The sequence below is a fragment of the Gemelliphila sp. 1F1 genome (assembly GCF_056897515.1).
Genome location: NZ_JBXHBE010000002.1, coordinates 331,428 through 352,342, shown reverse-complemented (window position 1 = coordinate 352,342; position 20,915 = coordinate 331,428). Strand labels below are relative to the sequence as shown.

Sequence of the window (20,915 nt, the reverse complement as noted above, 5' to 3'; positions counted from 1 at the left end):
TTTAGGAGAAAAAGTTAAATTTATCGCAATACCAACTACTTCGGGTACAGGTAGTGAGGTAACTCCTTTTGCGGTAATTTCTGATAAAGAAAATGACAAGAAATATCCATTAGCAGATTATGCTATAACTCCTCATGTAGCGATAGTGGATCCTAACTTGGTATTAACAGTGCCTGCAAGAGCGACAGCAGCAACTGGTATGGACGTACTAACTCACGCAACAGAAGCTTATGTTGCTATATTAGCTAATGACTATACAGACGGTATTGCATTAAAAGCTATTAAACTTGTTTTTGAAAATCTAGAAAAATCAGTAAAAGAAGCTGATAGAGATGCAAGAGAGAAAATGCATAATGCATCATGTCTAGCAGGTATGGCGTTTGCCAATGCGTTCTTAGGAATAGCACACTCTATGTCACACAAAATTGGAGGTAAGTTCCACACAGTACACGGTGAAAACAATGCGACATTATTACCATACGTAATTAAATATAATGGAACAAGACCAGGAAAAGTAGCGTTATGGCCTAAGTATGAGCACTATCAAGCGGCAGAAAGATACCAAGAAATTGCGAAAATGTTAGGTCTAAAAGCAGACACTCCAGAACAAGGTGTTGAATCTTATGCACAAGCTGTTTATGAACTAGGAAGAAAAGTAGGATGTCCTATGGCATTTAAAGAGCATGATGCTTTTGCTAAATCAGGTATAGGATTTAAAGAATATAAAGCTAGCTTAGAGAAACTAGCATTCGATTCTTTCGAAGATCAATGTACACCAGCTAACCCACGTCTTGCGATGATAAAAGATATGGAAGGAATTATGGAAGCAGCTTGGGATGGATACGGAGAAAGAAAATTCGAAGAAAAAATTTAGGAACTTCTATAAAAATTAAATATTAAAATGTAAATGAAAAAGAGAGCGAAAGCTCTCTTTTTTTTGAATAATATAGAAAATAAAAAACATATTTTGAAAAATATTATATTTCTTTTGTTGAAAAGATAGTTTTAATTTGGTTTTCGTTTAAAGTGGCTACTAATTTTATAGATGATTCTGCTATATCCATATGTGAAGTATCTTTGTGTATTACTGATGCGCAAATAGCTCCTTGTAAAGTTGAGAAAAACCAAGCGCTTATAGTATCGCTAGTATTTTTGCTTAATCCTATATTTTCTATTGTTTGTGATAATGTGTTTCTCCATTCTTGTAGAATTTCACCACATTTTTTAGAAACTTCTGGGGCTTGCCCTATAGTTTCTAGCGCCAATAAAGTTAAGCGGAAGCTAGGAGTTCCATAACTACGTTCTTTAGTTTTAAACAATGTCAATAAACCTTCTAATATTTCTGTTAAATTGGAATCTCTATTTACAGAATTTTGAAACTTTTTATTAAATTCCACATTAATACTATTAAGTGCTGAGATTATGATGTCATCTTTACCTTTAGGGAAATAATGGTATAAACTTCCTTTTGGAGACTTTGATTTTTTTATAATATCTTGTAAATTTGTTTCGGTGTAACCATATTTTTGTATTAATTTTGTAGTTTCTTTTATAATTTTTTCTCTAGTTTTATTGTTTAATGTCAATGTGGAGTCCCCCTTACTATTGCTATTATAACCTTTATAATGAAATTATAGCACTTTCAAAAAAATTAATCAATTATTTTAAATCTGTAATTATAAAAATAATATATATTATATTATAATGGGAAAATATATAGTGACTGTATTTTATTTATTAATATAATTTATTATAATAGTCTTTCTTTTAATATAAAATTAAAATCAAAAGTCTATAATCTTATTTATTGACTTTTGATTTTAGTTAAATATTATATTTTGTTATTTTCTTTTTTTAATAAATAATAGATAAATATATTACATACTGACATTATTGTAGTTATATAAAATGGTGTAATAAATAATTCTAAGCTAAGTTTTTCCAATAATTTTGTTAGAATTAATGGTGTTATTATTACGCCGATATTTCCTGCTGTGAGAGCGGTACTAATAGAAAAATTTATATGCTCTTTAGAGAAGTTTTTGGAAATGTAATAGAATATGTAAGACATAGTTCCTACAAAACTAGCTCCTATTAATGTAGATGCTATAAATAGTACTATTATATTTGTTGTTGCAGTAAATACAAAATTACCAAATATCATAAATGTAATCATTATTATTAAAGTTCTATCGCCGAAATACTTTATAAATTTTCCGAATAAAAAGCCGCTTAATATTCCACTTAAAGCTAGGATGGTAAGTAAATTACTAGAAGTAGTAGTAGCAAATCCGTGTTTGTTAATTAACAATGTAGGTATCTTGATCGTAGCTCCTATATAACTAATACCAACAAAAAAAGTAGCGAAAATAGTAAGTATATTTTTTTTGTTAAATACAAAATTGTTTTTGAATGTTCGTGCTGCTTCTGGTTTGTTAGGGACGTATTTGAAAAATATTAAAAATACAGGAATAACTAATAGATAAACCAAAAATGCATAATTAGGTCCGAACATAATAGCGTATCCAGAAATAAAAGTCGTTAGTGCTTTTCCGATATTTAAAAAAGCCGTTCTATAACCGATCATATTATCACGTTCATTTCCGTAATAATAGTCGCTAATAATGCTTATAGAGATAGAGTTGTATAGACCTATACCGACGCCTAATAATAATCTACAAACAAATACAACAGTAAAATTAGTTGTGAAGAATGATATTATTCCGGAAATTAGTATTAATGATAATCCTATAAGTGTAGTATATTTTTTCCCTATTGTTGCTACAATGATATTGCTAAGTAGAACGAAAATAGTAATCATCATAGCGGGTATTGTTACCAAGTTTTCGACAGAAGCAAGCCCTAATTTTTCGTTGTTATTATGATATAGTTCATAAAGTTTGGGTATTGCTGGTGCTATTGCTAAATGCGACATTAAAAATATTGATATTGATAATATTGCAATTTTTAAATGTTTTTGCTGATGCATAAAAATCTCCTTGTGTATCTTTTGGCTACAATATAGATTACAGTTAAATAAGTAATAGGTCAAGTAATTCAACTTGTATATATAATACAAATTAAGATTCAATTTATAAAAAATAGGAAATTGTATGAAATTATTTTTATTAATTTAATTAAATTAAGGTAAGTGAATTTTTATTTTTATTACTGTATACTTAATGATATTATCCTATGTACTTTTATAAATGTATTTAGTAGTAATATTGTTTATAAGGCTTGATTATTCTAAAGTGTTTTTCTGTAATAAAATAGAAGTTTGTGATAACATAATAATATATATATATATATATATAATTACTAGAAAGAATAAGTTAATATGGATTTTAAAAATATAATAAGAAAGAATAATTTATTTTCGTATCTAAATGAGGGAACTATAGGGATTGAAAAAGAAGGTATGCGTATTTTTGCTGACGGAACTATAAGTGATACTATGCATCCTACTAGTATTGGAAGTAGAGATAATCATCCTTATATACAAACTGATTTTGCGGAAGCACAATTAGAATTTATTACACAACCTGAGAATAATGATAGAGATGTCTATAGATGGCTAGGAACAATTCACGAAGTTATGTTAAGAAAATTGCCGAATAATGAATATATTTGGCCTCTTAGTGCTCCTGCTATTCTTCCGCCAGAAGATAAAATTAAAGTAGCGCAATTTGCGAATGAGAAAGATGTTAAATATAGAGAATATTTATCGGAAGTTTATGGTAAGTATAAACAGATGATTTCGGGAATACATTATAATTTTGGTTTTTCTAATAATTTTATAGAGAAACTAATTGATATTACTAATAAATCAGAAGTTGAAGTCCGTAACAAACTTTATATGAAGTTAGCAAGACAGTTTATCCGTTATCAATGGCTATTAGTTTATTTTTATGGAGCGACGCCAATTGTACCTAAAGAATATTTTAGAGGAGAGGAATCTGTATCTGCAGTTAGAAGTATAAGGACTAGCAAATATGGTTATGTAAACAAAGATAATATTAAGGTATCTTATAACTCTATAGAAGATTATGCAAAAGATTTAAGAAGTTATGTTGATAATAATCAGTTAATTGCAGAAAAGGAATTCTATTCTAGTGTTAGATTTCGAGGTGCGAAAAGTGTTGTTGATTTACCTGAAAAAGGTGTTGAATATGTAGAATTTAGGTTGTTTGATATTAATCCTTTTGCTAGTTATGGAATATTAGAAAAGGATATTAGGTTTATTCATTTATTTGCTATGCTTTTAATATGGCTAGATGAAGAAGACATTACAACATCTGTTGATAAAGGTTTAGAGTATAGTAACAGTATAGCTTTATCACATCCTTTATCACAGGCTAAGTACAAAGATGAAGGTGAAAGAATATTAGATTTATTTATAGAATTTTTAGAAGAAGGTAATTATTCTAAAGAAGATATGAATATAGTTTTAGAGAAAAAAGAACAACTATCTAAACCAGATTTAACTGTAGGTGGTAAACTTTGGTTAAAATATGAAGAAGTAGGAGATATGTTACAAATAGGTTTAGAATTGGCTAAAAAATATAAATCTAGTGCTTTAGAAAATTATTATAGATTGACTCATTTTTCTAATATGGAGTTATCTACACAAGCAGTTATCAGTGATGCCATAGCTGCTGGAATTGCGGTTGAAATTTTGGATGAAAATGACCAGTTTATACGTCTTAGCTACGATGGGCATGAAGAATATGTAAAAAATGGGAATATGACTAAACATGATAGTTATATTTCACCATTAATAATGGAGAATAAAGTTGTTACCAAGAAAGTTTTGGCAAAACATGGTTTTAGAGTTCCTAATAGCTATCAAGTTACTAGTAAAGAAGAAGCTATTAGACTTTATCCGAAAGTAGAAAATAAACCTATAGTTATTAAACCTAAAAGTACGAATTATGGATTAGGAATTACTATTTTCCAACATGGTATTAATAATATCGAAGATTTTGTTAAAGCAGTAACTATTGCTCTAAAAGAAGATAAAGAGATTATGATAGAAGAATTTATATCTGGGACAGAATATAGATTTTTTGTATTAGATGGTGAAACCAAAGCTATTTTGCTTAGAGTTCCGGCTAACGTAGTAGGAGATGGAATATCTACAATAGAGCAATTAGTAATAAACAAAAATAAAAATAGTCTTCGAGGGGATGGTTTATCTTCGCCGCTAAAAAAAATAGCTTTAGGTGATATTGAGCTTTTACAACTAAAAGAACAAGGATATACTAAAGATACTATATTAGAAAAAGGGCAAATTGCTTATTTAAGAGCTAATTCTAATATTAGTACTGGGGGAGACTCTATAGATATGACCGACAAAGTAGATGCTAGTTACAAATTAATTGCAGAGGGAGTAGCTTCGGCTATGTTTTCGAAAGTATGTGGTGTAGATTTAATAATAGAAGATATAAAAGAAAAAGCTACATCTAATAATTATGGTATAATAGAGGCGAATTTTAATCCTATGATGATGATGCACATTTTCCCATCTCAAGGGAAGTCTAGAAGGTTGTCAGAAGATGTATTGAAAATGTTATTTCCAGAAAAATACTAATCAATAACTATTAACTAATAAAATATGAAAAAACAAATTTAAAAGTTTATTTAATTAAAAATAAATAATTACTATAGAATTTACTGATTTTAAAGTAATTAGGAAGGTATTCAAATTATGTATACATATAAAATAGGGATTTCGACAGAAGAACATGATAATTTTGTGAAAAATCACAAACAAAATAACTTATTGCAGAGTAGTTCTTGGGCAAAAGTGAAGGATAATTGGAAGAATGAGCGTATAGGATTTTATAAAAATGATTATTTAATAGCTGTTGCTTCTATTTTGATTCAACGTCTTCCCTTGGGATTTGCATTGATTTATATTCCGAGGGGACCTATTATGGATTATACAGATCAGCAATTAGTTAGTTTTGTATTGAAATCTTTGAAAAAAATTGCTAAGAAATATAAGGCGTTAGTTATAAAGTTTGATCCTAATTTGCATTTAAAAAAATATACTATAGGAGAAAATGTTTCGGAATGTGAAGAGACACTATCTATCGTTAAAATTCTTGAAAATAATGGTGCAAAGTGGAATGGCCGAACAACTAGAATGCAAGATAGTATTCAACCTCGATTTCAAGCTAATATTTATACAAAAGACGATATTATTGACACGTTTCCTAAGCATACTAAACGTTTGATGAAAGACGCTCAAAATAGAGGGGTTAGTGTTAAACGTGGAACAGAATTGGACATAAAAGAATTTGCTAAAATTATGGAATTAACAGAAGTTAGAAAAGGAGTATCACTTCGTAACTATAATTACTTCAAAAAGATGTCAGATATTTATGGAGAAGATTTATATCTTTACTTAGCTACTATTAATATTAAGAAAAGATTAGAAGAATATAGAAGTCAATTAGCGGGTGTTGAATTAGAAATAACGAAAACTGCAGAACATCAGAAAAAACGTCTAACTAAATTAACAGAACAGAAAAAATCTTTCGAGAAATATATCGAAGAATTTGAGGGATTTGTAATGAAATATCCTAATGAGGTGAATATTGCAGGGGTTTTAGCTATTAAGTTTGGTAATGTTATGGAATTACTTTATGCAGGAATGAATGATGAATTTAAGAAATTCTATCCTCAATATTTACTTTATCCTCAAGTATTTCAGCAAGCTCTTGATGATGGAGTAATTTGTTCTAATATGGGTGGCGTAGAAGGTAGTCTTGATGATGGACTAACAAAATTTAAGTCAAATTTCAATCCCGCTATTGAAGAGTACATAGGAGAATTTGATTTAAATACTTCTATACTTTCTCCGCTATTTATGTTTGCTTACAAAATTCGTAAGAAATTACGTTCTAGACATTGATTGCATTTATTTTGTATTTTAAAATTAAATAAGGACGTGTAGAGAAATCTATAATAGCTTGAAAATATAGTAACTTGGTTTTAAAAATTAAGTTACTATATTTTTTGTTTTTATGATTTTTTTTGTAAAAATGGCATAAATTGATTAATAAAAGGCGTTAATTGTCATTGTTTTTAATTATTAGTTACTATAAAATATACTCATAAAATAAATAATAAATAAAAAGAGGTATGGAAATGTAGAATGAAAAAGTAATTTTAGTTACAGGAGCATCATCAGGAATGGGGAAATTAGCTGCCAAAGATTTAATTAATGCCGGACATATTGTTTACTGTGTTGCACGTAGTGTAGAAAAGATGAAAGATTTAGAAAATATTGGAGGACATATATTAAAAATGGATGTTACCAATGAAGAAGATATTGAAAAAGTTGTTAAAAATGTTATTAGTGAGCAAGGACGTATAGACGTTCTTTGGAATAATGCAGGATATGGATTATACGGTCCAGTAGAAGATTTGTCTATGGAAAAAGTACAACATCAATTTGAAGTTAATGTTTATGGAGTTGCTCGTTTCTAAGAAGGTTTTACCTTATATGCGTGAACGTCGTTCAGGATTGATTATTAATACATCTTCAATGGGAGGGGAAATATATACTCCACTAGAGGGGCTTGGTATCATGCGAGTAAACACGCTATTGAAGGATTTAGTGATTGTTTGCGTATGGAATTAAAGGAATTTAATATAAAAGTTGTAGTTTTAGAGCCGGGAATAATTAATACAGGATTTAATGCTGCAGTTCGTGATAATTTTTCGTTTGAATCACAAAATGGTCCTTACAAACGTTTGGTAAAAGGGTATATTAAAGCTATGGAAAATAATCCGGCTCCTGGATCAAGTCCAGAGGTAATTTCTCGTACTATATTAAAGATTATTAATGCTAAAAACCCGAAAACACGTTATCTTGTCGGTCGTGGTGGAAAAATGTTGATAGGAATTAGACGTATTTTTGGTGATAAATTCTTTGATAGAATGATGCTATTTTCAATGCGTTAATTTAGTGTATTAATTAAAATAAAAAGGAAGGATATATCAATGAAACTAGTAATTACAAGTCAGTTTCAAAAATTTCTTAATGATATAGGAGCAGATATTAATATCTTGTTACAAAAAGCAGAAATACCAAATAAATTATGGAAAGAAAAAGTTAATTTAACGACATTCGAATATTATCGTCTTTTGCAAGAATTTGATAGAGTAATGTCAGAACAAAACATTCGAATTCTTAGTAATATTAATAATATTCAAATGTTTGTTCCTGCTTTTTTTGCTGCATTATCATCTTCTAATGGTCTAGAGGCTATTGATAGGTTTGCGCGCTTTAAAAAGGTAGTAGGACCTATTAATGTATAGGTTATAGAATCCGATACAACGGTATCTATTTCTTATAGATATGTGCATAGAGAAATGATGTTGCCTAAGTTTTCTGTTTTAAATGAGCAATTATTATTGCTTAGTATTATTAGGACAGGTATAGGAGAAAATATTGTTCCCATTGTTGTTGAAAGTCCTTTTGAATATGATGAAGAGACTATATCGGATTTCGGAGTATTAGTTCAAAAAAATGAAAATAATCGACTTATATTTGATAAAAAAGATTTAGTAAAACCATTTTTGACGCAAAATAACATTATGTGGCAATATTTAGAGACGGAACTTACAAAAAATTTGGCGGAACAAAGTTTAGATAAGAGTTTTGCAGGGTATGTTCAGCAAGAACTCTATTCTGCTATTCCTAATGGGGCGTTTTTTGTGGAGGATATTGCACAGAGGTTAGGGGTAAGTGTTAGAACGTTGCAACGTAATTTATCAAGTGAAAAAACTAGTTTTAAAAAAGAATTGCAAGCCGTTCAGAAGGCTATGTCTTTTTCTTATTTGAAGATAGGAGTACCTATAGAAGAAATTGCATCGTTAGTAGGGTATAGTGAGGTTAGCTCGTTTAATAGGGCGTTCAAAAATTGGACGGGAATAACGATAACAGAATATAGAAAAAATAATAATATAAAATAAATATATAAAGAGGAGGAGATTCCTCTTTTTTTATTTTGTTTTAAAATAAAAAAATAGATATGATATATGACGGTTTGATGTTCTATTTCGTACGGAAAATAATTTATTAACAATATTAATTCTTTTGAAAATGTATATATTAAGTTTTAAAAAATAAATTTTAAATAAAAATACGATAAAAAGTTCGTTTTTTGTTGCTTTCTATTGTGGTTTCTGTTAAACTATTTTTATTGTCGTTATTTATACTAAATATTAATAAGGAGAAATTATGGAACAAGAAAATAACATAAAAAATGGAGAAGAGATGCTTTACAAAATGACTGACAAACCAGAATGGCGTGTAACTATTATTCTAGCATTGCAACATATATTAGCTGCTTTTGCAGGAATTATTGCAGTACCACTGGTTGTTTCTGCGGCTATTGGGTTAAATGTTCAAGAAACATCAGCGATGGTAGCAGCATCTATTTTTGTAGCAGGTATTACAACTGTTATACAATCAAGAGGGATAGGCCCGATTGGAGCACGCGTCCCTGGTATGATGGGTACGGACTTTACTTTTGCAAGTCCTGCAATTAGTGTAGGTTCACGTTTTGGAGTGGCAGGTATTGTTGGTGCTACTATTGTAGGGGCGTTTGTTGAAATTCTGTTAAGTCGTTTTATTAAGCCGTTAATGAGATTTTTTCCACCGCTTATTACAGGAACAGTAGTTGCACTTATAGGGATAACACTATTACCAGTTAGTATGGACTGGGCAGCTGGAGGAGTTGGATCATCTGACTATGGATCTTTAGAAAATATTTCTATTGCTATAGTAATTATGATATTTACACTTTTACTAAATCATTTTGGTAAAGGTATGTGGAAGACAGCATCTGTATTTATTGGTATGATTTTTGGATATATCTTGTGTGTTGTTTTAGGAAAAGTTGATTTGAGTGCAGTAGGTAACGCTGCGTGGATTTCATTGCCGTCCATTTTTAAATATGGAGTAACATTTGATGTATCAGCAATTTTATCTTTTATACCAGCTTATATTGTATCGCTTATTGGGACGGTAGGTATTATGATGGCGATAGGAGAAGCTTCGCAGACTAAAATTTCAAGTGATCGTGCTGCTAATGGAGTATTGGCAGATGGAGTAGGATCACTTCTTGCGGGTATATTTGGTGCAGGTCCTAACACAGCTTTTTCGCAGAATGTTGGATTGATTACTTTGACAAAAGTGGCCAGTACACGTGTTATGATAGTAGCAGGTATTATTTTGACAGCTTTAGGAATATTTCCAAAATTATCAGCGTTAATTTCTATTATGCCACAACCTGTTTTAGGTGGGGTAGGAGTTATTATGTTTGGTCTAGTTGCTGCTCAAGGGGTTAAAACATTATCGCAAATAAAAATAGGTGATAGAGAGCTATTAATTATTTCTGTAGCGTTCGCTTTGGGAATTGGAGTTACAGTACGACCAGAACTCCTTAGTTCATTACCAACACCAATTCAAATGGTATTGTCATCTGGTATTTCTACGGGTACACTAGCTGCATTAATTTTAAATATTGTATTGAAGGAAAAATCTAAATAATAAAAGATATTATGATGTTAATTTTTTGAAATTGACTAATTCTAAAGAAGATATATTCATAAAGTTGAGTATATCTTCTTTTATCTATTAATATTCACGTAAACTATTGTTAGCATAAAATATTTTTTGTTATAATATGAAATAACAAATAAAAATTATTTGATTAAGAGTCATCTTTATTTTTAATATAACATATACAAATAAATAACTTACAATAGGAAGAGGGGAAATAAAATGGATTTATTTAAACAAAAAGTGAAAATTGAAGAAATTAATGAGGATAATTTTTATAAAGTTATTAAAATAAAACAGAATAAAAATACAAATTATGTTGCCTCTGCTGTTTATTCATTAGCTGAAGCTTATCTTTATCGTGAAGCTGGAGATGTATTTCCTTTTGCAATTTTATTTAATGAAGAAGTTGTCGGTTATTTAATGATTGAGAAAAATTTTGAAGATAAGCAGTATATACTTTGGAGAATTTTGATTGCAGAGGAGTTTCAGGGAAAAGGTATAGGCTCTGCCTGTGTAGATAAAGTGATAGAGTGGGCTAGAGAAGAAAGGAAATTTGATGAAGTAATAGCTGACTATGTAGTTGGTAATGATATAATGGCATCTTTATTAGAGAAAAAAGGATTTCAACGAACTAGATTTAAAGAAGATGTTTCTGAGTATGAAATGGTTTATAAATTAGATATATAAGTGTATAATTACTAAACAGTGTTTAAAATTTTGGTAATATAAGATAGGAAAATGAATATTTTTCAGTTATATTATAGTGTAAGATTTATAGATATTTGGAAAGTAGGTATTTAGTTTTTCGATATAAATTTGTAAATCGTTAAATTAAAGCGGGATGTTGTTATTAACAAAATTTTAAGAGAGTTAAGTGTCAAAACTTAGCTCTCTTTTATTGTGTTGTTGAGTATTGAAATTGTTTGAATGTTTAAAGGACAGAATTATATATGTAATGCATAGAAGATTCTAGTGTAAAAAAGTTTGTTATCGTATAGACGGTTGTCTTTAATATGCCCAATATGATTAATTAGAAATATTCTAAACTTAGAATATGATAGCCTAATATATTAAATAGGGTAATTAAGTAGATAAATATAAATATATTGATTGAGTTAATTATTTTTTGTGTTGTTTTAACTTGATATTTGATTATAGTAATTTAGTAAAATAGAATATAGAATGATGGTGTTTTAGTTAAGTATACTGTGTTTTCGTATTGTTTTATTTGTAGTTTAAGAGTATTTTATTATAATTAAATAAATATTCTGAAAAAGTAATATAATTTCCAGAATATACTTGCAACTATAATAAATTTATGTTTTAATATATTTATTGGTTCTACCAATATTTAATAAGTAAATTAGGAGGAAAATTATGAAAAAGAAAGAAACTTTCTCACTTCGTAAGTATAAAGTGGGGACCATATCTGTTCTTATAGGTGCAGCTTTTTTCTTTGGAGGGGTACAAGCGAAAGCTGCTAATGAATTAACTACCGATTCAGGCTCACAAGTAGAAGCAACTGTTTATAATGTAGTTGAGACCAATTCGGAGGTAGTAAGTCCTGTCGCTGAAGGCAATGAGGTAGTAACTATTGATGAATTTTTAGCACACACTTCTAATAAAGAATTAGAGGTAATTCAACCAAGCTCAGAAACACCAGCTGTTGTAGATAAAGTTGTAGAAGAAGCTAATCCATCTACAGCTGATACAGTTAATACATCAGTTAAGGAAGAAGCAAAACCACAAAATATTGATAGTAATACTATTATCACAGTACCTAAAGTTTGGGATAGTGGTTACAAAGGTGAGGGAATGGTTGTTGCAGTCATTGACTCTGGATTAGATGTCAATCATGATGTGTTGCATATTTCAGACCCTTCAACTGCAAAGTATAAAACAGAAGAAGAGTTAGAGGCTGCTAAAAAAGCTGCTGGAATTACATATGGTAAATGGTTTAATGATAAAGTTATATTTGGTTATAATTATGTTGATGTCAATACTGATTTGAAAGAGGCGGATAAACGTTCTCATGGTATGCATGTTACTAGTATAGCAACTGGAAATCCAACTCAACCAGTAGCAGGACAATTAATGTATGGAGTAGCCCCTGAAGCACAAGTTATGTTTATGCGTGTTTTCTCAGATCTTAAGAGTACAACTGGTGCTGCTTTGTATGTAAAAGCTATTGAAGATGCTGTAAAATTAGGAGCTGATAGTATTAATCTTAGTTTGGGAGGAGCTAATGGATCATTAGTTAATATGAATGAAAATGTTACTGCTGCTATAGAGGCTGCTCGTCGTGCAGGGGTTTCGGTTGTAATTGCAGCAGGTAATGATGGAACGTTTGGGTCTGGTCATTCAAAACCATCTGCGGATAATCCAGATTATGGATTAGTAGGATCTCCATCAACAGCTCGTGATGCGATTTCTGTTGCTTCTTACAATAACACTACTGTCGGTAGCAAGGTTATTAATATTGTAGGATTAGAAAATAATGCCGACTTAAACTATGGTAAGAGTTCATTTAGTAACCCAGAGAAAAGTGCTGTACAATTTGAAGCTGGCAAAGAATATGAATATGTATACGCAGGAATAGGTCAAACTTCTGATTTTAATGGACTAGATTTAACTGGGAAACTTGCTCTTATCAAACGAGGAAGTATTACATTCTCGGAAAAAGTAGCTAATGCAACAGCTGCTGGAGCAGCAGGAGTTGTTATATTTAACAATCGTCCTGGGGAAGCAAATCTTAGCATGGCACTTGACGATACTGCAGTTGCCATCCCATCTGTCTTTATTCCGTTTGAATTTGGAGAAGCTTTGGCAGCTAATTCATACAAAATTTTATTCAACAATGAAACGGATATTCGTCCAAATCCAGAAGCCGGACTTCTTTCGGACTTTTCAAGTTGGGGACTATCTGCAGACGGGGAATTGAAACCAGATTTAGCTGCGCCTGGAGGTGCTATCTATGCCGCAATCAATGATAATGATTATGCTAATATGCAAGGAACTAGTATGGCATCACCACACGTAGCAGGTGCAGCTGTATTATTAAAACAATATTTACAATCTACTTATCCAACTAAATCACCGCAGGAAATAGAATCTTTAGTAAAAAGCTTACTTATGTCAACAGCGAAAGCTCATGTGAATAAAGTAACTGGTGCATATACATCACCACGTCAACAAGGAGCGGGTATTGTTGATACAGCTGCGGCTATTTCTACTGGTTTATACTTAACTGGTGAAGATGGGTACAGTAGTATTACTTTAGGAAATGTTAAGGATACATTTAGTTTCAAAGTAACACTTCATAATATTACAAATGAAGATAAAACTTTAAATTATTCAACACAATTGACTACTGATACTGTTGAAAAAGGTTTTGTTACATTGGATCCACGACTTTTAGAAGAAATTCCTGGGGAGAGCGTTACTGTTAAAGCAAATTCAAGTACGACTGTTACAATTAACGTAGATGCAACAAAATTCTCTGAAGAACTGACAAAATTAATGAATAATGGTTATTATCTTGAAGGTTTTGTTAGTTTTAAAGATGTGGCTGACGGTGGAGACGTAGTAAGTATTCCATATGTTGGATTCCGCGGAGAATTTCAAAATCTAGCCGTTGTAGAAGAACCGATTTATAACCTTATCGCCGATGGTAAAGGAGGTTTCTACTTTGAACCTGTTAAAGATCAACCATATACTGTTGATAAAAAAGAAAATTATACAGGACTTGTTACAGGAAGTACAGAGTTAATCTATTCTACAAACAAACGTTCTGATTTTGAAATTAAAGCTCTTGGTACATTCAAAAATGAGGAAGGTAAGTTTGTTCTGAAACTTGATGAATCTGGCAAACCACATTTAGCTATTTCTCCAAATGGAGATGATAATCAAGATTCTCTTGCGTTCAAGGGAGTATTTTTAAGAAATTATACTGATTTGGTAGCTAGTGTTTATAAAGCTGACGATACAGAGCGTAAAAATCCACTTTGGGTAAGTGAAGTTCAATCAGGTGATAAGAACTTCTATAGTGGAAATGCTAAAAATCCAAAATCAAGTATCGTTTATCCTACAGAATGGAATGGTAGAGATAACGAAGGGAATGCCTTAGCAGATGGTAAATATCAATATGTTTTGACATACTCACCTGAAGTTCCGGGAGCAGATGTACAGACTATGATTTTTGATGTTATTATTGATAGAGAAGCTCCTGTTATCACTACAGCAACTTATGATGAAGCAAATATGACATTCAAACCACGTCCAGCAATCGAAAAAGGAGAATCTGGTATTTTCCGTGAGCGAGTATTCTATTTAGTAGAAGATAGTAGAGGTATAACAACTATCCCTTCTCTTAAAGAAAATGGGGATGTAACTGTAGTTGATAATAAAGTATTTGTTGCACAAAATGACGATGGATCATTTACTCTACCATTGAATCTTGCAGATATTTCAAAATTTTATTACACTGTTGAAGATTATGCAGGTAATGTTAGCTACGAAAAAGTAGAGAAGTTAATCGGTATTGGTAATGATAAAGGATTGGTAACTGTTAATATTATTAATAAAGATACAGATAGTCCAGCACCAGTAGTGTTCTCTTATTCAGTAAAAGATGAACAAGGAAATATTGTTGCAGAATTACCACGATATAGTGGAGATAGTAGTGTTCTTAAACTATCATTCGGTACTTATACATTTGATCTATTTTTATATGATACAGAATGGTCAAGTCTAGTGGGTGAGACGAAAGAAGTTGTTACAATTTCTGAAGAAAGTAGTGTCGGTAATGTCAATTTCTATGTGATTTTGAAAAATAAAGCTAACTTACTTGTAGATGTTGATAAAATGCTGCCGTCAGGAGCAACAATCGAATTGAAAACTGCTGATGGTCAAGTGATTAAGTTACCAAATGCTAAGTATTCTAATACTGATTATGGAAAACTTGTTCCTGTTGGAAACTATACAATTGTTCCAACACTTCCAGAAGGATATGAATTCTTAGAAGAATTGGATGTAGCAGTGCTTGAAAATAAATCTAATATTAAAAAATTAACATTGATTAATAAAGTTGCTTTGAAAAACCTACTTGATGGTTTAGTAGGATTAGAAAGCAAAGCAGATTACTACAATGCTAGTCCAGAACTTCAAGAAGCATATAAAAAGGCTTTAGAAGAGGCGAATACGGTGTTTGTAACTAAGAATAATCAAGCTAAAGTAGATGAAGTAGTCGCTAGCCTTGAAGAAGCAAGAAGAAGATTAGACGGTAAAGCTACAGATAAGGTAAGTTTAGAAACAGAAGTAGCAGCTTATACACCAACTAAATCAGAGTTTGTTTATTATAATGCTGAAAATTCTAAACAAATTGCTTACGATACAGCAGTTCGTTTAGCACAACTTGTATTGAACAAAGAAAATGTAACACAAGAAGAAGTAAATAAAGCCTTGGCTGATCTGTTAGCAGCGAAAAATGGGTTAAATGGTCAAAAAACAGATGTTACAGCTCTTAATAATGTTGTTCAAAATTCATCTGTTATAAAAACTACAGACGTTAAATATATTAATGCATCTGAAGATGTTAAGAAAGCTTATGATCAAGCTATCGAAGCAGCTAAAATAATTTTATCTGATGAGTTAGCGAGTCAAGCTAGTGTTGATCAAGCGTTATCTAATTTAATAAGTGCTCAAGAGAAACTTGACGGTGTAGCTAGACCATCAAATGAAGAAAATAATAAACCAGCAGATAACAATACAGGTTCTAATTCTAACGATTCTGGAAATCAAACACGACCACCTGTTAATCGAGGGGAAGATTCGAATACAAATGATGAGCAGACTCAACAAGGTAACTCATCACTACAAGATGAATCATCAACTACTAAATCACAACTAAGTCCAGAAAAATCTAGTCAATTATTTAAACTGCCAAATACTGGAGTTTCTGACACTAGCCAAAACGTGGTTATCGGTATTATTATCGGTTTTGTAGGTATAGTTGTACGAAGATATAGAAAAAGAGCTTAATAGACTATAAAAATTTTAAAATAGGATATTAAGTATATAGTGCATACAAATAAAACCACTTAATCATTTGATTAAGTGGTTTTTTATTAACATTTATTTAATACAATTATGTGGATTAGTTAATTAGGCTAATATAGCAAAGGTACACACTTTAAATTGATAAGTGTTATTATTTTTGTGTGTTGGAATAAAAGTTTATTTTTGATATAATAAAAAGGGTTGTAGTATAAAGAAAGAGGAGATACTATATGATAAAACTAATTGCAACAGATATGGACGGTACATTTTTGGATAATAGTCATAAAATAACTAATACTAATATGGAAGCTGTAGAGTTTGTTAGAAATAACGGAATCGAGTTTGTTATAGCTACGGGGAGAGCGTTTTATGAGGCTGCACACCCTATGGAAGAAGCTAATTTAAAATGTGATATAATTTGTTTTAATGGAGGTATTACCTACGATAGCAATGGTAATATATTAAACTTAATAAGTTTAGAACCAAAAGATTCTTTTTTTATTGCTCAAATTTTCAAAACGGTAGGAATTTCTTATCAGCTATATACTAAAGATAGAGTATACACTAATAGTATAGAAAATGATGTGCAAGCTTACGTTGATTTGATTGAAAATCAAGGTGGCAAAGCAGATAAAGAAAGAATTATGATGGAGGCAATAGAAAGACAAAAACAAGGATATTTAATAGAAACAGCTAATATAGATATTTTTATAAATGAAGAAAATAATCCCGTTATAAAAATGATAGGGATAAATACAGACAAAGAGAAATTATCTATTGCTAAGAAGTTTCTCGAGGAGAATAGCAACCTTAGTGTAACATCATCAGGAGATTGTAATCTAGAAGTAATGAATAGAAATGCAACTAAAGGAAATGCAGTGAAGTCATTAGCTAATAGCAAGAATATTAATGAAGATGAGATTATGGCGCTAGGGGATAATCTAAATGATACGTCAATGTTAGAAGTTGCAAAGTATAGTGTTGCTATGAAGAATGGTAATGATAATATTAAGAAAATTGCAAAATATATTTCTGATAAAAGCAATAATGAGTCTGGAGTAGGAGATATGATATACAAAATAATAAGGGAAGAAAATGGTATACAATAATGGAAGATATTAATAAGAAATTAATGAGATTAGCAATAGAAGTAACAGAATTTGCTTACGTTCCTTATTCAAACTTTAGAGTAGGAGCAGCTATTTTGGCGAAAAACGGAAAAATATATACAGGATGTAATATAGAAAATGCTAGCTACACTCCAACTAACTGTGCGGAAAGAACTGCTATATTTAAGGCGGTAAGTGAAGGGGTTACAGAGTTTGAAAAAATAGCTATAGTAGGAGGACCTAATGGTAATTTGTTAGAATCTTGTTCTCCTTGTGGAGTTTGTAGGCAAGTTATAGCAGAATTTGCAAATAAAGACTTTGAGATGTTACTAGGAAACTCAGAAGATAATTATGTAGTTTATAATTTTTTTGATGATATTTTTCCTTTTAGTTTTACAAAAGATGATTTAAATAAAGAGTAGATTGTAAATGTAAGACACAATTGAAAAATATAGTATTATTATATAAATTATGTTATTATTTATAGTGTAGATAAAAAATTGGAGGAATTATTTTGAATAAGATAGTAGTAAAAGGTGGTATACCTTTACAAGGAGAAGTACAGATAGACGGAGCTAAGAATGCAGTTCTACCTATTGTAGCTTCGGCTTTACTTGCTACAGAAGGGGTTAGTAAGTTTTATAACGTACCTAACCTTTCTGATGTAAAAATAATTAGTAATTTGTTAGCGTCATTAGGTGTAAAGATATCTTATGATCAGCAAGAAAAAATATTAGAAATAGATGCAAGAGGTAGTTTAAAAAATGAAGCTGCATTCGATTTTGTAAGTAAAATGAGAGCGTCATTTTTAGTTATGGCTCCATTATTAGTTCGTGAAAAAATTGCAAAGGTAGCTATGCCTGGGGGATGTGCTATTGGAAGTAGACCTATAGAGCAACATTTGAAAGGATTTGAATTGCTTGGTGCCGAGATAATTCAAGATGGAGGCTATGTGGAAGCTCACGCTCCTAATGGACTAATAGGAACTACTATATTCTTTGATTTTCCTAGTGTTGGAGCTACTCAAAATGTAATTATGGCTAGTTGTCTTGCTAAAGGAACTACTATATTGGAAAACGCAGCACAAGAACCTGAAATAGGAGATATGATAAAATTCTTGAAAAAAATGGGGGCAAAGATTTCAGGAGAAAATACATCTCGTATAGTAATTGAGGGTGTAGAAAAACTTCATGGAGCAGAATATACTATAATGCCTGATAGAGTAGAAGCTGCTACTTATATGATAGCAGCAGCTGCAACCAAAGGTGATGTTGTCGTAAAAGGTGCTAGATATGAAGACAATGTGGCATTAGTTTCTAAAATGAGAGAGATGGGTATAGAGATAGATGTTTTAGAAGATGCTATGCGCATTAGAAATAATAAGGATGTATTGAAACCTATAGATGTCAAAACTTTGCCTCATCCGGGATTTTTGACGGATATGCAATCTATAATAATGGTACTTACTCTTTTGGCTGATGGTGTAAGTACAGTAACAGAAACTGTATTCGAAAATAGGTTTATGCACGTAGAAGAGCTAAAACGTATGAATGCTAAGATAAGAATAGAGGGTCGTAGTGCATTAATAGAGGGGATGCCTAAGTTGGAAGGAACTAACGTAAAAGCTACAGATTTACGAGCTGGAGCAGCGTTAGTTATTGCGGGATTAATATCGAATGGAGAAACTACTATCAGCAATATAGAACATATTGATAGAGGTTATGTAGATATAGAGAATAAACTTAGAAAACTTGGAGCAAATATTGTTAGAATAGAAGAATAGAGGTATTATCCTATGACAAAATCTATAAAAAATCAAAAATTCTATAATTTTATTAAATTTATTATTATTTTATTTGTAACACTTTACATTGGGTTTATAATAGGATATACTGTAATAGGAAATGGCAATTTTTTTGATGCTTTAAGCCTAAAACCATTAAAACATATATTAGATATAATAACAAATTAGAAGGGGAGACTATAATGACTATAGCAAGAAGAGATTTATTTGAAGAGATTCAAGAGAAATTAGCAGGAAAAAATGTAAGAATAGTATTTCCTGAAGCAACAGATACAAGGATATTGACAGCAGCGGTTAAGCTAAGTCTTACTGATAATGTACATCCTGTATTACTAGGTAATCCTGAACAAATAAAAGAAATAGCAAATTCACAATTTTTACGTTCATCAGGTTTGGAAATAATTGATCATATGAATTATGAAGGTTACGATGAAATGGTTGATGCTTTTGTTGAACGACGTGCAGGCAAAGTTACTAGAGAGCAAGCGAAAGAATTATTAAAAGATGTTAACTATTTTGGTACTATGTTAGTTTATATGGGTAAAGCTGATGGGTTAGTATCTGGAGCTATTCACTCTACAGGAGATACGGTTAGACCAGCATTACAAATTATAAAAACAAAACCAGGTGTTAAGAGAACTAGTGGTGCATTTATTATGAGTAGAAATGCAACTAGATTTATATTTGCAGACTGTGCTATCAATCCTACTTTAGATGCAGAAGGATTAGCAGAAGTTGCGGTAGAATCTGCAAAAACAGCTAAAAGTTTCAATGTTTCACCTAAGGTTGCTATGCTAAGTTTTTCTACTTTAGGTTCTGCATCAACTCCAGAAAGCCAAAAAGTAGCAGAAGCTACTAGTATATTTAGAGAGAAAGCTCCTACAGTTCCTGTTGAAGGAGAGATTCAATTTGATGCGGCATTTGTTCCAGGTGTTGCTAAATTAAAAGCTCCTAATTCAGAAATTCAAGGAGATGCAAATGTTTATGTTTTCCCTAGTTTAGAAGCGGGGAATATAGGATATAAGATAGCTCAAAGATTAGGTGGATTCGAAGCTATTGGTCCTATTTTGCAAGGATTAAATGCTCCAGTTAATGATCTATCTCGCGGATGTGATGAATTAGATGTTATAAAACTAGCATTAATTACAGCTTTACAAGCGATAAGTAAATAAAGTTAGAAATAAAACAATAAAAGTGATACAACAATAAGAAGTTTTAGGTATTAATTTTCTTTTAGTTGTATCATTTTATTGTGCACTCTAATCACAATATTAAAAATATAATTATTTTTATATGGTGTTGCGCTTGTTTTTTTTTTTTTTTTGCTATAATGGATATTAAGTTAAAAAATATTTTT

General features: G+C 30.8%; 15 protein-coding genes and 1 pseudogene. 14 read left to right on the top strand and 2 right to left on the bottom strand.

The window, feature by feature from the left end; genetic code table 11:
• Nucleotides 1-874: iron-containing alcohol dehydrogenase (locus tag AC1XWJ_RS03870; RefSeq protein WP_483334583.1), on the top strand; the 874-nt coding region annotated here is incomplete at its 5' end.
• Nucleotides 875-977: 103 nt separating this feature from the next.
• On the opposite strand, the gene AC1XWJ_RS03865 is transcribed toward AC1XWJ_RS03870, so the two are convergent.
• Nucleotides 978-1,586: a TetR/AcrR family transcriptional regulator gene (locus AC1XWJ_RS03865; protein ID WP_483334582.1), complete on the bottom strand. Its 609-nt coding sequence runs from the start codon at nt 1,584-1,586 to the stop codon at nt 978-980.
• Between the two features lie 245 nt (nt 1,587-1,831).
• On the bottom strand, nt 1,832-2,989 hold the full coding sequence (locus AC1XWJ_RS03860) for an MFS transporter (protein WP_483334581.1): 1,158 nt from the start codon (nt 2,987-2,989) through the stop codon (nt 1,832-1,834).
• 351 nt (nt 2,990-3,340) lie between these two features.
• Between AC1XWJ_RS03860 and gshAB the strand changes: the two genes are divergently transcribed.
• From gshAB to pta, 13 genes and pseudogenes are all read left to right on the top strand, one after another.
• On the top strand, nt 3,341-5,593 hold the full coding sequence (gshAB, locus tag AC1XWJ_RS03855) for a bifunctional glutamate--cysteine ligase GshA/glutathione synthetase GshB (protein ID WP_483334580.1): 2,253 nt from the start codon (nt 3,341-3,343) through the stop codon (nt 5,591-5,593).
• 117 nt (nt 5,594-5,710) lie between these two features.
• Nucleotides 5,711-6,922 carry an aminoacyltransferase gene (locus tag AC1XWJ_RS03850; RefSeq protein WP_483334579.1) on the top strand — a complete coding sequence of 404 codons (1,212 nt, stop codon included), beginning with the start codon at nt 5,711-5,713 and terminating at the stop codon, nt 6,920-6,922.
• 254 nt (nt 6,923-7,176) lie between these two features.
• Nucleotides 7,177-7,977, top strand: a pseudogene (locus AC1XWJ_RS03845) (oxidoreductase).
• Nucleotides 7,978-8,016: 39 nt separating this feature from the next.
• Nucleotides 8,017-8,334 (top strand): hypothetical protein, encoded by a 318-nt coding sequence (locus AC1XWJ_RS03840; protein WP_483334578.1) that lies wholly within the window; start codon nt 8,017-8,019, stop codon nt 8,332-8,334.
• A gap of 57 nt (nt 8,335-8,391) precedes the next feature.
• Entirely contained in the window at nt 8,392-8,991 is a 600-nt protein-coding gene (locus tag AC1XWJ_RS03835) for a helix-turn-helix domain-containing protein (protein ID WP_483334577.1), read from the top strand.
• A 268-nt stretch (nt 8,992-9,259) separates the two neighbouring features.
• The gene (locus tag AC1XWJ_RS03830) at nt 9,260-10,573 is read left to right on the top strand and encodes a nucleobase:cation symporter-2 family protein (protein WP_483334576.1); all 1,314 of its coding nucleotides are present in this window, start codon (nt 9,260-9,262) and stop codon (nt 10,571-10,573) included.
• A 234-nt stretch (nt 10,574-10,807) separates the two neighbouring features.
• On the top strand, nt 10,808-11,275 hold the full coding sequence (locus AC1XWJ_RS03825) for a GNAT family N-acetyltransferase (protein ID WP_483334575.1): 468 nt from the start codon (nt 10,808-10,810) through the stop codon (nt 11,273-11,275).
• A gap of 690 nt (nt 11,276-11,965) precedes the next feature.
• Nucleotides 11,966-16,627 (top strand): S8 family serine peptidase, encoded by a 4,662-nt coding sequence (locus AC1XWJ_RS03820; RefSeq protein WP_483334574.1) that lies wholly within the window; start codon nt 11,966-11,968, stop codon nt 16,625-16,627.
• A gap of 248 nt (nt 16,628-16,875) precedes the next feature.
• The gene (locus AC1XWJ_RS03815; protein WP_483334573.1) at nt 16,876-17,754 is read left to right on the top strand and encodes an HAD family hydrolase; all 879 of its coding nucleotides are present in this window, start codon (nt 16,876-16,878) and stop codon (nt 17,752-17,754) included.
• The gene (locus AC1XWJ_RS03810; RefSeq protein ID WP_483334572.1) at nt 17,754-18,176 is read left to right on the top strand and encodes a cytidine deaminase; all 423 of its coding nucleotides are present in this window, start codon (nt 17,754-17,756) and stop codon (nt 18,174-18,176) included. The genes AC1XWJ_RS03815 and AC1XWJ_RS03810 overlap by 1 nt, the downstream gene beginning before the upstream one ends.
• Nucleotides 18,177-18,268: 92 nt before the next feature.
• Nucleotides 18,269-19,537 (top strand): UDP-N-acetylglucosamine 1-carboxyvinyltransferase, encoded by a 1,269-nt coding sequence (murA, locus tag AC1XWJ_RS03805; RefSeq protein ID WP_483334571.1) that lies wholly within the window; start codon nt 18,269-18,271, stop codon nt 19,535-19,537.
• A gap of 12 nt (nt 19,538-19,549) precedes the next feature.
• Nucleotides 19,550-19,726, top strand: coding sequence for a DNA-directed RNA polymerase subunit beta (locus AC1XWJ_RS03800; RefSeq protein ID WP_483334570.1), 177 nt, complete (start codon nt 19,550-19,552; stop codon nt 19,724-19,726).
• 14 nt (nt 19,727-19,740) lie between these two features.
• On the top strand, nt 19,741-20,730 hold the full coding sequence (gene pta, locus AC1XWJ_RS03795; protein ID WP_483334569.1) for a phosphate acetyltransferase: 990 nt from the start codon (nt 19,741-19,743) through the stop codon (nt 20,728-20,730).
• The last annotated feature ends 185 nt before the right edge of the window (nt 20,731-20,915 follow it).

Excerpts from the sequence above, each read along its gene's own strand:
- AC1XWJ_RS03860 (WP_483334581.1), bottom strand. The coding sequence starts at position 2,989 with ATGCATCAGCAAAAACATTTAAAAATTGCAATATTATCAATATCAATA.
- gshAB (WP_483334580.1), top strand. The coding sequence starts at position 3,341 with ATGGATTTTAAAAATATAATAAGAAAGAATAATTTATTTTCGTATCTA.
- AC1XWJ_RS03850 (WP_483334579.1), top strand. The coding sequence starts at position 5,711 with ATGTATACATATAAAATAGGGATTTCGACAGAAGAACATGATAATTTT.
- AC1XWJ_RS03840 (WP_483334578.1), top strand. The coding sequence starts at position 8,017 with ATGAAACTAGTAATTACAAGTCAGTTTCAAAAATTTCTTAATGATATA.
- AC1XWJ_RS03835 (WP_483334577.1), top strand. The coding sequence starts at position 8,392 with ATGTTGCCTAAGTTTTCTGTTTTAAATGAGCAATTATTATTGCTTAGT.
- AC1XWJ_RS03830 (WP_483334576.1), top strand. The coding sequence starts at position 9,260 with ATGGAACAAGAAAATAACATAAAAAATGGAGAAGAGATGCTTTACAAA.
- AC1XWJ_RS03825 (WP_483334575.1), top strand. The coding sequence starts at position 10,808 with ATGGATTTATTTAAACAAAAAGTGAAAATTGAAGAAATTAATGAGGAT.
- AC1XWJ_RS03820 (WP_483334574.1), top strand. The coding sequence starts at position 11,966 with ATGAAAAAGAAAGAAACTTTCTCACTTCGTAAGTATAAAGTGGGGACC.
- AC1XWJ_RS03815 (WP_483334573.1), top strand. The coding sequence starts at position 16,876 with ATGATAAAACTAATTGCAACAGATATGGACGGTACATTTTTGGATAAT.
- AC1XWJ_RS03810 (WP_483334572.1), top strand. The coding sequence starts at position 17,754 with ATGGAAGATATTAATAAGAAATTAATGAGATTAGCAATAGAAGTAACA.
- AC1XWJ_RS03800 (WP_483334570.1), top strand. The coding sequence starts at position 19,550 with ATGACAAAATCTATAAAAAATCAAAAATTCTATAATTTTATTAAATTT.
- pta (WP_483334569.1), top strand. The coding sequence starts at position 19,741 with ATGACTATAGCAAGAAGAGATTTATTTGAAGAGATTCAAGAGAAATTA.